The sequence below is a fragment of the Pseudoalteromonas shioyasakiensis genome, assembly GCA_013391845.1.
Taxonomy (GTDB): domain Bacteria; phylum Pseudomonadota; class Gammaproteobacteria; order Enterobacterales; family Alteromonadaceae; genus Pseudoalteromonas; species Pseudoalteromonas apostichopi.
Genome location: CP058414.1, coordinates 2,469,382 through 2,481,946, shown reverse-complemented (window position 1 = coordinate 2,481,946; position 12,565 = coordinate 2,469,382). Strand labels below are relative to the sequence as shown.

Annotated in this window: 15 protein-coding genes, 2 tRNA genes and 1 pseudogene; 8 read left to right on the top strand and 10 right to left on the bottom strand. The window is 40.0% G+C overall.

The window, feature by feature from the left end:
- The 10 genes and pseudogenes from purB to HYD28_11305 all read right to left on the bottom strand — a co-directional run bounded on the left by purB (position 1) and on the right by HYD28_11305 (position 6,280).
- Positions 1 to 1,372: pseudogene (gene purB / locus HYD28_11350) on the bottom strand (adenylosuccinate lyase).
- A 33-nt stretch (positions 1,373 to 1,405) separates the two neighbouring features.
- Positions 1,406 to 2,008: a high frequency lysogenization protein HflD gene (hflD, locus tag HYD28_11345; GenBank protein QLE09501.1), complete on the bottom strand. Its 603-nt coding sequence runs from the start codon at positions 2,006 to 2,008 to the stop codon at positions 1,406 to 1,408.
- Positions 2,008 to 3,108, bottom strand: coding sequence for a tRNA 2-thiouridine(34) synthase MnmA (mnmA, locus tag HYD28_11340; GenBank protein QLE10541.1), 1,101 nt, complete (start codon positions 3,106 to 3,108; stop codon positions 2,008 to 2,010). Before mnmA ends, hflD begins: the two co-directional genes overlap by 1 nt.
- A 74-nt stretch (positions 3,109 to 3,182) precedes the next feature.
- Positions 3,183 to 3,617 (bottom strand): NUDIX hydrolase, encoded by a 435-nt coding sequence (locus HYD28_11335; protein ID QLE09500.1) that lies wholly within the window; start codon positions 3,615 to 3,617, stop codon positions 3,183 to 3,185.
- Positions 3,610 to 4,257, bottom strand: coding sequence for an rRNA large subunit pseudouridine synthase E (locus HYD28_11330; GenBank protein QLE09499.1), 648 nt, complete (start codon positions 4,255 to 4,257; stop codon positions 3,610 to 3,612). The genes HYD28_11335 and HYD28_11330 overlap by 8 nt, the downstream gene beginning before the upstream one ends.
- Positions 4,257 to 4,586, bottom strand: a complete 330-nt coding sequence (locus tag HYD28_11325; GenBank protein ID QLE09498.1) for a TusE/DsrC/DsvC family sulfur relay protein — start codon at positions 4,584 to 4,586, stop codon at positions 4,257 to 4,259. The genes HYD28_11330 and HYD28_11325 overlap by 1 nt, the downstream gene beginning before the upstream one ends.
- A 3-nt stretch (positions 4,587 to 4,589) precedes the next feature.
- Positions 4,590 to 4,856 carry a sulfurtransferase complex subunit TusB gene (gene dsrH, locus HYD28_11320; protein ID QLE09497.1) on the bottom strand — a complete coding sequence of 89 codons (267 nt, stop codon included), beginning with the start codon at positions 4,854 to 4,856 and terminating at the stop codon, positions 4,590 to 4,592.
- The gene (tusC, locus tag HYD28_11315) at positions 4,853 to 5,209 is read right to left on the bottom strand and encodes a sulfurtransferase complex subunit TusC (protein ID QLE09496.1); all 357 of its coding nucleotides are present in this window, start codon (positions 5,207 to 5,209) and stop codon (positions 4,853 to 4,855) included. Before tusC ends, dsrH begins: the two co-directional genes overlap by 4 nt.
- The gene (tusD, locus tag HYD28_11310; GenBank protein QLE09495.1) at positions 5,206 to 5,559 is read right to left on the bottom strand and encodes a sulfurtransferase complex subunit TusD; all 354 of its coding nucleotides are present in this window, start codon (positions 5,557 to 5,559) and stop codon (positions 5,206 to 5,208) included. The genes tusC and tusD overlap by 4 nt, the downstream gene beginning before the upstream one ends.
- 55 nt (positions 5,560 to 5,614) lie before the next feature.
- On the bottom strand, positions 5,615 to 6,280 hold the full coding sequence (locus HYD28_11305; GenBank protein QLE09494.1) for a Bax inhibitor-1/YccA family protein: 666 nt from the start codon (positions 6,278 to 6,280) through the stop codon (positions 5,615 to 5,617).
- A 258-nt stretch (positions 6,281 to 6,538) separates the two neighbouring features.
- Between HYD28_11305 and HYD28_11300 the strand changes: the two genes are divergently transcribed.
- The 8 genes from HYD28_11300 to nhaC all read left to right on the top strand — a co-directional run bounded on the left by HYD28_11300 (position 6,539) and on the right by nhaC (position 12,550).
- A tRNA-Ser gene (locus HYD28_11300) sits at positions 6,539 to 6,629 on the top strand.
- Between the two features lie 41 nt (positions 6,630 to 6,670).
- Positions 6,671 to 6,761 (top strand) — tRNA-Ser (locus HYD28_11295).
- 154 nt (positions 6,762 to 6,915) lie between these two features.
- On the top strand, positions 6,916 to 7,311 hold the full coding sequence (locus HYD28_11290; protein ID QLE09493.1) for a hypothetical protein: 396 nt from the start codon (positions 6,916 to 6,918) through the stop codon (positions 7,309 to 7,311).
- 125 nt (positions 7,312 to 7,436) lie between these two features.
- Positions 7,437 to 7,898 carry a GAF domain-containing protein gene (locus tag HYD28_11285; protein QLE09492.1) on the top strand — a complete coding sequence of 154 codons (462 nt, stop codon included), beginning with the start codon at positions 7,437 to 7,439 and terminating at the stop codon, positions 7,896 to 7,898.
- Positions 7,895 to 8,173, top strand: coding sequence for a hypothetical protein (locus HYD28_11280; protein QLE09491.1), 279 nt, complete (start codon positions 7,895 to 7,897; stop codon positions 8,171 to 8,173). Before HYD28_11285 ends, HYD28_11280 begins: the two co-directional genes overlap by 4 nt.
- Positions 8,174 to 8,187: 14 nt before the next feature.
- Entirely contained in the window at positions 8,188 to 8,838 is a 651-nt protein-coding gene (gene proQ, locus HYD28_11275) for an RNA chaperone ProQ (protein QLE09490.1), read from the top strand.
- Between the two features lie 27 nt (positions 8,839 to 8,865).
- Positions 8,866 to 10,890 carry a carboxy terminal-processing peptidase gene (gene prc, locus HYD28_11270; protein ID QLE09489.1) on the top strand — a complete coding sequence of 675 codons (2,025 nt, stop codon included), beginning with the start codon at positions 8,866 to 8,868 and terminating at the stop codon, positions 10,888 to 10,890.
- Between the two features lie 178 nt (positions 10,891 to 11,068).
- Positions 11,069 to 12,550 carry a Na+/H+ antiporter NhaC gene (gene nhaC / locus HYD28_11265; protein QLE09488.1) on the top strand — a complete coding sequence of 494 codons (1,482 nt, stop codon included), beginning with the start codon at positions 11,069 to 11,071 and terminating at the stop codon, positions 12,548 to 12,550.
- Positions 12,551 to 12,565 lie beyond the last annotated feature (15 nt).

Here is a 12,565-nt window from a genome sequence, read left to right as displayed (position 1 = left end):
TTAAGCTAAGTTATCGATGAACTCAACCGCACGACCAATGTAATTAGCCGGAGTTAATTTTTTCATTTCTACTTTTGCTTCTTCAGGTAACTCAAGACCGTCGATGAAATCAGCCATGATTTCTTGGTTTACGCGCTTACCACGAGTAAGGTCTTTAAGTTTTTCATATGGCTTTTCGATACCATATTTACGCATAACAGTTTGGATTGGCTCTGCGAGTAATTCCCAGTTTTGATCTAGCTCTTGTAATAAACGTTCTTCATTTACTTCAAGCTTGCTTACACCTTTTAATGTCGCTTGGTAAGCGATAAGAGTGTAGCCCATACCAACACCTAGGTTACGTAACACTGTTGAGTCAGTTAAGTCACGTTGCCAGCGAGATACCGGTAGTTTTTGTGCAAGGTGAGTAAAGATAGCGTTAGCAATACCTAAGTTACCTTCAGAGTTTTCAAAATCAATCGGGTTTACTTTGTGAGGCATTGTTGAAGAACCAATTTCACCTGCGATTGTTTTTTGTTTGAAGTGGTTAAGTGCAATGTAGCCCCAAACGTCACGGTCAAAATCAAGTAATACAGTGTTGAAACGTGCAACTGCATCGAATAACTCGGCAATGTAATCGTGTGGCTCGATTTGTGTTGTGAACGGGTTGAATGTTAAACCTAGGCTCGTTACGAAACTGCTCAGCGTGGCTGTGCCAATCGTAATCTGGGTATGCACTTAGGTGAGCGTTGTAGTTACCTACAGCACCGTTGATTTTACCTAACATTTCTACGTTAGCAATTTGGTCACGTTGACGCTTTAAGCGCATGTAGACGTTTGCAAACTCTTTACCCATTGTAGAAGGGGTAGCTGGTTGACCGTGGGTACGTGTCATCATCGCAACTGACTTGTACTCAACTGCTTTTTCTTTTAATGCATTTAGAAGTTGGTCACAGTATGGAAGTAATACTTTGTCACGCGCTTCAGTTAGCATTAAACCATGAGACAAGTTATTGATGTCTTCTGAAGTACAGGCAAAGTGAATGAATTCGTTAACTGCGTTAAGCTCTGCGTTGTCAGCCACTTTTTCTTTAAGTAAGTATTCAACTGCTTTAACGTCATGGTTAGTTGTGCGCTCGATCTCTTTAACGCGTGCTGCGTCAGCTTCGCTAAAGTTATCAACAATGGCATTAAGTAAAGCATTAGCCTCGTCGCTAAATGCCGGTACTTCTGTGATTGCGCTAGCTGCAGACAAAGCTTGTAACCAACGAACTTCAACAGTTACACGGTATTTGATTAAACCAAATTCGCTGAAAATACTGCGTAGTTCCGTGGTCTTGCTGCCATAGCGACCATCTACCGGAGAGATAGCGGTTAACGCTGAAAGCTCCATAATGACTCCTAAATTGTCTAGTTTGAACGATAATTAAATTGATTGTTTAGCAATAGCGAGGATTTTTCTTTTTGCAAAGAAAAAGTGACGGCGTTTACCGCCCATTTGTCGCCATAACACGGCACTACGAATTCCGGCCAATAATAAGGCGCGAATTTTGTTTTGCGTGAGCTGCTGTTTTAATAACTCTGGCTTGCCGTAAACTTGAATACGATGCCCAAGGGGGCTTAGCACCGACGAGTAAATATCAGCAAGCGCTGCTACTACAGTATCATCTGTGATAGCAAAATGGTCGAGGCGACGTTTAACGTCATCAATGCGACGACCTAATTCATTTAAGCTGCTTTGTTTTGCGCTCAAGGCACGTTCTAATTGCATTAAGCCACCTACATATTTTACGATTTCGACGTCTTTATCTGCGCCGGCAGAAAGCTGGGCAATCAAAATACGATAGCCTTCACGTAAATTATGTTTACCCTGATATACATCTTCAGGTGTATCAGGTGATGTTTCGACAATACAGCTTAATAACTTTTCTAATTCGTGATCACTGCCTTGGCCATATTGCGCAACTTTTTGTACTTGTTTGGCAACTTGACACATGGCAGCTAAAGCCATGACTTGGTGCTCTGTCATTACTTAATCACCGAATCAATAATACCACCACCTAAGCAGACTTCATCAGCGTAGAATACGGCTGATTGACCAGGTGTAACCGCTTTTTGTGGCTCATCAAATAATACGCGAGCCATGCCATCTTCACCAACGAGTAATGTACAGCTGATGTCTTCTTGGCGATAACGAGTTTTAACAGTGCAGCGTGTTGTACCTTTAGGGCCGACACGGTCAACCCAGTGTAGTTGATTTGCATTTAAGCCATTGCTGTATAGGCGAGGGTGGTCTTTACCTTGGCCAACAACTAGTACATTGCGTTCAATGTCTTTGTCTACAACATACCAAGGTTCACCCGAACCTTCTTTCATACCACCAATTAAGAGGCCTTTACGTTGACCTAAAGTGTGATACATCAAGCCTTCGTGCTCGCCAACTTCATTACCATCGGTATCTTCGATTTTACCTGGCTGTGCCGGTAAGAATTTTTGTAAGAAATCTTTAAATTTACGCTCACCGATAAAACAAATACCTGTACTGTCCTTTTTATCGTGAGTTATTAAATCTTGCTCTTCGGCAATACGGCGAACTTCAGGTTTAGCAATATCACCTACAGGGAAAAGCGTTTGTGCAATATGTTCATGGCTTAAAGTGTATAAGAAATAACTTTGATCTTTATTGTCATCAAGGCCACGACACATAACAAATTTATCACCCCGTTTTTCACGGCGCACATAGTGACCAGTAGCGATGTAATCAGCGCCGAGTGCTTGAGCTGCAAATTCTAAGAATGCTTTGAATTTAATTTCTTTATTACACATGATGTCTGGGTTAGGCGTACGGCCTGCTTTGTACTCTGCTAAGAAGTACTCAAAAACATTATCCCAGTATTCTGCTGCAAAATTTACAGTATGAAGCTCAATACCTAATTTATCACAGACTGCTTGTGCGTCTTTAAGGTCTTCAGCTGCAGCGCAATATTCATCATTATCATCTTCTTCCCAGTTTTTCATGAACAGGCCTTCAACTTGATAGCCTTGTTGCTTTAATAAATACGCTGATACAGAAGAATCCACACCGCCGGACATACCCACGATGACTTTAATGTGACTATTTTCGCTCATAATATTCGCTGTCATTTTTTAACTGCTATGGAAAGGCCGATATTATATACCCAAACCAGCCAAAATCACAGCCGTTATTGGTAAATCAAACTAAGTGGATAGGCTTTACCAGCTAAATGATCTTCAATGCATTTTAAAACGAGGGGGCTTCTCAGTGGTAGGCTTTTAATTTGTTCAAAACTAAACCAATCTGCGCTGAGAATATCATCATCCTGGGGGGAGGGTGCTATTAGTGTAGGGCAATTAAAAGCAAAACTAAAACGCATATAGTGAACGCCATTTGCGGCATGCAAATTATAAATGCCAACAAGATGATTGGCATTAAGGCTAATGCCAGTTTCTTCAACAAGTTCGCGATGAGCTGCTTCTGCTAAGGTTTCATTGGCTTCTAAATGACCTGCTGGTTGGTTATAACAAATTTCACCTGTGTGCTTATCGCGCTCTTTAACAAGTAAATACTTGTCTTGACACCTGACGATTGCAGCAACTGTGACATTAGGTTTATGCATCGGGATTGTTCACGACTTTAAACTGGCCACTGTCCAAACCATCAAGAGTATAGTTACCAATGCTATATCTAATTAATCGCAAAGTAGGGAAACCAACATGGGCTGTCATACGGCGAACTTGGCGGTTTCTTCCTTCAGTGATGGATATTTCTAACCAGCTAGTTGGAATATTCTTTCGTTCGCGAACGGGCGGGGTACGTGGCCAAATTGCGGGTTCATTAATTCGCCTAACCTTGGCAGGCTTGGTCATGCCATCTTTAAGCTCTACGCCTTTGTTAAGCGCAAAGATAGCCTCATCAGTAACATCACCTTCTACTTGCACCCAATACGTTTTTGCTGTTTTTTTATTGGGTTCAGTGAGAGTGTGTTGTAATTTACCGCAGTTTGTAAGTAGCAACAGCCCTTCACTATCTCTGTCTAGGCGTCCTGCTGCATAAACGTCTTTAATAGTAATAAAGTCGGCAAGCGTTTTGCGGTTTTGGTCATCAGTAAACTGGCAAAGCACATCAAATGGTTTGTTAAACAGTACGACTTTACGTTTCTCTGGGCTAATTGCTTTTTTTACTTCACGTTTTTGTATCGGCCTTGAGTATGTTCGGCCACTACTGCGACGTGGTTTACTTTTAGGTTTGTTTACCATTAAATGCACCTAGCTGGTTTAGGTAAACCTGCAATTTTAGTTGCTTGCTTAGCAGGACCTTTAGGGAAAAGTTTGTACAAGTACATGCTATTACCTTTTTCTTCACCAAGCTTTTGAGCCATAGCTTTGACCAACATACGAATAGCTGGGCTGGTGTTGTATTCAAGATAAAAATCACGCACAAAGTGCACAACTTCCCAGTGCTGTTCACTTAAAGTAATGTTCTCTTGTTCAGCAATGATAGGCGCTAGATCTTCACACCAATCATTTGAATCAAGTAAATAACCTTGTTTGTCTGTTTCTATTTGTTTGTTATTAAATTCAAGCATGGTTTACCAAGTAATTGTGTTCTGTGCATTTAAAGTCATTTCTACAAACTGTGTGTAGTCTATTACGATATCCTCTTTATTGAGTGAAATATCGCGAGCTGTAGTATCTTCTTCAAGTAAATATAGACAGGATGAGAACTGCTTAAATTGCATATTGTTATAACAAGCATCACTGACTAGTAGTACCTTATCCTGTGCAGTAATTAGATTAGCCAACATATTATTGCAATAGTGGGATAAGGGTTTCGAAAAAATATGCAATGTACTCATAACGTCACCACCTGATGCTGCTCTGTAATTAAGTCTCGCTGTTGCTCAAAGTTAGCTACTTTAACATCGATAATCAGACTATCTTCTGAAAGGTTAAAGTCCATTAACGACTTTTCACAGACATAAATGTTTTCAACATCGTATAACTCAAGGGTTTTAATGGTTTTAAAATAGTTTTTAATGCCAAGTTGCTCTGGCTGTTGATTTTTTTTCAGAGCTAATACTGCCTCACCACTAAGAAGCCAACTAATGTTTTGTTCGATAGCAGCAAAAATCAGTGTAGTGTCGAGTGATTCACGAATATGTTGATCATCAAATGGACTGTGTTGACTGATCACAAGAATGTTTTTCATTTAAACTGCACCCATTTATCAGCTTCACTTACTAACATTGCAAACTCAGCTAAGCCAGCAACTGTAAACACGCCTGTGTTATCAATATCTAACCCTCGTTTTTCTGCAGCAGTAACACAAAGAAGCAGAGGAACATCTTGCGAGTTTAATTCTTGCCATAAACGATTAATTGGTAACTCATCACTGGCAAGTTCTAAATGATTACTTGCGTGGAAAACACCTGCTTGATAAAGAAAGATAGCTGTAATTGAGTGACCAGAATCAAGACAAGCTTGCGCAAATTTAATTAGCCGTTGTGTCGTGTCATGATCGGTCGGCGCGGTATGAAGAGAAAGTACAAATTGTGCCAAAACGCATCCAATAAAAAAGCCCCTAGAAAGGGGCTATTTTAGCAGAACTATTTAATTAGTCATCACTTGCACCAAGTAGGTGTAGAAGTGACGTGAATAAATTATACACGTTCAGATATAAAGCAACTGTTGCGCGGATGTAATTTGTCTCACCGCCATTAATAATGCGGCTAGTGTCAAATAATATTAAACCAGACATAATCAATACAACTGCAGCGTTAATTACCATAAAGGTAATAGAGCTACCAATAAATAAATTTACTAAGCTTGCGATAATTACCACAATTAAGCCCACTATTAAAAAACCACCCATAAATGAGAAATCTTTTTTAGTGGTTAGAGCGTAAGCTGATAAGCCGAAGAAGATTAAGGCTGTCGAACCTAGGGCTTGCATAATAAGCATAGGGCCATTTGGCATTGCAGCGTAGTAGTTAAGCATTGGACCAAGTCCTGCGCCCATCAAACCTGTGAAAACGAATACCCAGGCAACACCTGATGCACTGTCTGCCTTTTTGTTGACAACAAAAAGTACACCAAATGCAATCAAGCTAAATACTAAACCCATAAAATAAGGTAGATTCATTGCCATTGAAATACCCGCTGTTACTGCGCTAAATGCCAGTGTCATAGCCAGTAAGAAATAGGTATTCTTCAAAACTTTATTGGTTTCAATAGTCGACATTACTGGTCTAGCAGTATTGTACGATTGATTAAACGCCATTGTTAGAGCTCCTTTAAATGAACTTATACGTTCGTTAGTTCCAATTATTAAACTGAACTAAGCCTATCAAGAGTTATATATTTGGGCAAACTATTGTGGATCAATAGACAAGATAAATAATAGAAAAGTTCAAATCGATTATATTTTGAGTTTGATTGTGTTAATGCTGAACGATTTAGTTGTTTTTTAATCACTTAAACAGTTTTTTGAAAAAAAAGCTTCACAAACCCGGCTTCCTTATCTATTATGCACGCCGTCGGAGAGATGGCAGAGTGGTCGAATGCACCGGTCTTGAAAACCGGCAGGGGTTTGTAGCCCCTCTAGGGTTCAAATCCCTATCTCTCCACCATTATTTTTACTACTTGCGTAAGCGGGTAGGTTTTCGCATTCGGAGAGATGGCAGAGTGGTCGAATGCACCGGTCTTGAAAACCGGCAGGGGTTTGTAGCCCCTCTAGGGTTCAAATCCCTATCTCTCCACCATCATTGAAGCCGCTGAATTTATTCAGCGGCTTTTTTGTTTCTGCCGCTTTATTCCTTTGCCAAGCAAATTACGACTATTGTCGATATTTCGCATTTTCCCTAGTTAGTCCATGCTTAATACTTCTCGTATTATCTTTGTGGCATTAGGGAATTTATGAAACATCGTTTAGCAAAGAGTGTAGGACTTTCTTTATTATCGCCTGTGATCGTTGGTTGTATCTTAGGCCTTTATTATGCGTTTTCACTTGAAGGAAATGGCTTTAGTATTTTCTTTAACTTACTTGTCAGTGCAATAGCCAATGCACACATTGTAGGCTTAACTATGGCTGCATTTGTGGTACCTGGCTACCTGCTTATGTATAAGTATGCGAAAGTAAATTATTCAGGTGTGCTGACACTGGGTTTACTAGGTGGAGCTATCTTTAGTTACTTATTGAGTGCTACAACAGGTATGGCATTTGTAGTCAATGCTGTCATGTCTGCCCTTGCAGCAGGGCTGTTTTTATTTGGTTTAAGACAGGGCCTTACAGCACAATCTTCTCATCAATAGCAGAATAATTAATCAAGCTGAATGAAATTGAGGGCAAAATGTTTTTTTTTGCCCTCAAAAGGTTTCATTTGTCGTCTACAAAGAGTACCTTTAGCTACTGTATGTTTAATAAGAAGTAGTTTGGTATGCAAAAGCAAGATTTTTACCAGTCATTAGTTAAACAAACTGAATCGCTAATCACTGGTGAATCAAATATCATTGCCAACATGGCAAATATTAGTGCGCTGTTATTTACCTCACTAGAGGACGTAAATTGGGCGGGCTTTTATTTGATGGATTCACCTGAAGAATTAGTGCTAGGGCCGTTTCAAGGTAATCCTGCATGTATCCGTATTCCAGTAGGTAAAGGGGTATGTGGAACTGCCGCGCAAACACAACAAACACAACTCATTGAAGACGTGCATGCATTTGCTGGCCATATTGCCTGTGACGCTGCATCTAACTCAGAAGTAGTTGTGCCGATTTTCAAAGACGGTAAAGTATTTGCTGTACTTGATATCGATAGCCCAAGCATTGCGCGATTCGATGCTGATGATCAAGCTGGTTTAGAAGCATTGGTAAAGTGCTTTGAGGCAAATCTAAAATGAAAGATCTGCTAAATGTGCAAGATTACCTCTTTGCAATTGCTGATGTTGGTGATTGGGAAGGGGAAGAAGAAGTTGTTGCTGAAAGGCTCAACGACCTGATTCACATGGCTTGGGATCGTCTACCGGATGACCTTGACTGTGAATCAATTGATGAAATTATAAATGGTATTTGGGAACACCTTCGTGGTGATTTAGCGCTTATTGAAGCGGACTTCGAAGAGTTGACCGACTGGGTAACACACTATGTCGATTCATCACTTGATGAAAAGATGTAATAAAAGGTTCTAAGATGGAAACCACAAACAAGCTAAAAGATATTAATGAAGTACTGGATTTCTTATATCAAGAATTTCCACAATGTTTTAAACAAAAAGACGGTATTCAGCCGCTTAAAGTCGGTATCTTTAAAGATATTGCTGAGCGCATTGAAGGTTCTGAGAAGGTAAGTAAAACTCAGGTACGTCAAGCATTAAGAAAGTACACCTCAAACTGGCGCTATTTAGAAGCAGTGACAAAGTCTGAGTTCCGTATCGATCTTGATGGTAATCAAGACGAAAAAGTTGAACAAGAGCACATTGAGCACGCACAAAAAGCGTTAGAAGAAAGCCGCGCTAAAATGGCGAAGCGTAAGAAGCCGCAGCGTCCACGTAAAGACGGTGACACAAAATCTTACAAAAAGAATACTGGCCACCACGCTAAATCAGGCGAAAAAGGCGCTAAAGTAAGTAATAAGCCAGCTAAAGCTGCTCCTGCAAAACGTTCAGGAAAAGTTGAACCTTTACCTGCCTCTGAGGTCAAGGTTAATAGCAAAGTTAAAGTTAAACTTGGCCAAGCACTTGTAAACGCAGTTATTACTGAAGTGAATAAAGATGAAGTTCACGTTGAGTTAGTAACAGGGATGCAAGTTAAGACCAAAGCAGACAGCCTGTATATCATTTAATAGCTGTAAAAAATAAAGGAGTTGTGTATGAGTAAAAAGTTTACGCTCATTCCGTTAGTCGCTGCCCTGTTTTCAGGTTCATTATTGGCATCTTCAGACAATTTGACTGAAAAAGATCTGCCAGTACTCAAGCAAGAAAGCCAACATAGTACGGCAAGCAAACGGGTGACAAACTTATTTACTCGTGCACATTACAAACCAATTAAATTTAACGATCAATTATCTGAAAAGGTTTTTGATCGATACATTGAATCTCTCGACTACAACAAAAATGTATTTTTAGCGTCTGATATTGCTTCTTTTGAGCAGTATAAAGATCAGTTTGATAATGCATTGTCGACAGGTAAATTGGGATTTGCCTTTGATATTTTTAACTTAAGCTTAAAACGTCGTTTTGAACGTTATGATTATTCTTTATCGCTGCTTGAAAACGAAATGAAGTTCGATAAAGAAGATGAGTATCTGTTCGACCGTGAAGACGCCAATTGGGCAACAAGCCAAGCTGAGCTTGATGAACTTTGGCGTCAACGAGTCAAGTACGATGCTTTACGATTAAAAATGACGGGTAAAGACTGGCAAGGCATTAAAGAAGTCTTGACCAAACGATACCACAATGCGCAAAAACGCTTAGTGCAAACTAATAGTGAAGATGCTTTTCAAATCGTGATGAATTCATTCGCACGAAGCATTGAAGCGCATACCTCTTATTTATCACCTCGCCGTGCTGAGCAATTTAAGATGGACATGGATCTTGAATTAGAAGGCATTGGTGCTGTGCTTAGCTATGATGAAGACTATACAGTAATTCGTAGCTTAGTACCTGGTGGCCCGGCTGATAAGTCAGAACAAATTAAAGCAGATGACCGTATTATTGGTGTTGCCCAAGAAGGTGAAGAGTTTGTTGATGTGATTGGCTGGCGTTTAGATGACGTAGTTGATCTGATCAAAGGCCCAAAAGGGACAAAAGTTCGCCTGCAATACCTAAAAGGTGCAGATGCTCACGGTACACCTAAAGTAGTTGAAATCACTCGTGATAAGATCCGCTTAGAAGACCGCGCTGCAAAATCTGAAGTATTTGAAGCAAAATACTCTGACTTAACCAGCAAAATTGGTGTTATTGAAATTCCTGGTTTCTACAACAATTTATCGCAAGACGTTAAAATTGAAATTGCGAAATTAAAAGAAGCCAAAGTAGACGGTATTATCATTGATTTACGTCAAAATGGTGGGGGCTCACTCTACGAAGCAACTCAGCTTTCTGGTTTATTCATAGACCAAGGTCCAGTAGTGCAAATTCACACGTTAAATAATCGTATTGAAGAGCAAAAAGACCGTGACGGCGTCACTTTTTATGATGGCCCACTCACTGTTTTAGTTGATCGTTACAGTGCATCAGCCTCAGAGATTTTTGCTGCAGCAATGCAAGATTATGGCCGTGCAATTGTGATTGGTGAACAAACATTTGGTAAGGGTACAGTACAGCAGCATAAACCCCTTGGCCGCGCCTATGACTTATACGATCACCCATTAGGTAGCGTGCAATATACAATCGCTAAGTTCTACCGTATCAATGGCGGAAGCACGCAGCACAAAGGAGTGATCCCAGATGTGTCATTCCCATCAGCAATTGAACCATCGGAGTGGGGCGAGAGCCAACAAGATAATGCCTTACCTTGGGATAGTATCATTCGTGCTAAATATAATTCAGTCGATAACTTGAAACCAGCTATTGCTTACGTTAATAAGCTTCATGATTCGCGAATTGCAGATGAGCCGGAGTTTGGTTATGTGTTTGATGACATTAAGCGCTACCAAGAAGAGAAAGACCGTAAAACTATCTCACTGGTTGAAGCGACGCGTTTAAAAGAGAAAGATGAAAGTGAAGAGCGTGCTTTAGAGCGTGCTAATGAACGATTAGTTCGCCTTGGTGAAAAGCCAGTAGAAAAGCTTGATGATTTACCTGATAGCCTTGATGAACTAGACCCTTTCTTAGAAGAGGCTGCATTAATCACGCAGGATTTTATTAAATATGGTCGTATTGCTAAGAAATAATTGGCAATTAAATAGCAATATTGATTAATAAAAAGGCGCTTAGGCGCCTTTTTTGCTACCTAAAACAGGTCAGGTTGTTATAATTGCAGGATATGGCTGCCCAAAAGCCACTGAAGTTTTGCGTCAAGCTTACAATAATAATTAAACACGCCACATAAGACGTGTAGGAGACTATCTTTTGAATTCAATTGAAGAGAAGCCAATTAAACAGGCCAGTTTTTTAGATGCCTTGATCCCAATTACTGTGCTCGTGTGCCTGCTAGGCGCCGCTGTTTATTTATTCGGTGATAATTCATCATCAGGTCCTAACCAAATCGCTTTATTATTCGCTACTTTTACTGCAGCATTAATTGGTTTAAAAAATGGTTATACCTGGAAAAAACTAGAACAAGCCATGATTGAAGGGATCACCTTATCACTCGGTGCAATCATCATTCTGCTAATGGTGGGTGCCTTAATTGGTACTTGGTTGTTATCGGGTACTGTACCAACTCTAATTTACTATGGGCTACAAATAATAAATCCTAGCTGGTTTTATGCGGCTAGCTGCTTAATTTGTGGCATTGTAGCTATGAGTATAGGCAGTTCTTGGACCACAGCGGCGACCATTGGTGTGGCGTTATTAGGTGTTGCAACAGGCCTTGGCCTTGAACAAGTTGTAACGGCGGGTGCGGTTATTTCTGGTGCCTACTTTGGTGATAAATTAAGCCCACTTTCTGAAACAACTAACTTAGCACCTGCTGTAGCTGGTGCTGATTTATTTGAGCATATCCATCATATGCTTTGGACAACAGTGCCAAGCTTCATCATTGCCTTAATCATTTTTATCTTTATGGGCTTTAATGCTGGAGGCTCAACAGAAGCAGGGCGTATTGATGAAATCGTTAATTTATTAGAGCAAAACTTTAATATCGGTTTTGAAATGCTAGTACCACTGGTTGTGTTATTGCTTTTAGCAATTCGTAAAATGCCGGCGTTCCCTGCAATATCGATTGGTGCGGTGTTAGGTGCGATTTGGGCTATGTTATTTCAGTCAGATTTAATTAACAGCCAAATTGATGCATCACAAGGCCATCTGATTGGCTATTTTAAGTTAGTTTGGACAACTTTCTTTGATGGTTTCAGTATTGACACTGGCGACGAAAAAATGGACTCATTATTAAGCGGTGGAGGTATGGCTGGCATGCTGACAACCACTTGGCTAATTATGACGGCCTTAATGTTTGGCGCAATCATGGAAAAAACTGGATTACTTGATATGTTCGTTAAGAGCATCTTAAAAATTGCTAAAAGCACTGGCTCTCTTATTACTGCAACTATTGCAACTTGTATTGGTACTAATGCAGTTGCAGCTGACCAATACATCGCAATTGTGGTTCCTGGTCGTATGTTTAAAGACGAATATGAAAAGCGAGGCTTAAAGCCGGTAAATCTATCTCGTACGTTAGAAGATGGTGGCACAATTACTAGCCCTCTTATTCCTTGGAACACCTGTGGTGCCTATATGCAAAGTGTTTTACTAATCAATCCATTTGATTATGCCATGTACGCATTCTTTAATTTAATTAATCCATTATTAGCGATTGTTTATGCCTATTTGGGTATTAAAATTTTACGTATAACCCCAAAACACCTTAAACAACAAGCTAACGCTGAATAAACTATTTAGGCCCTG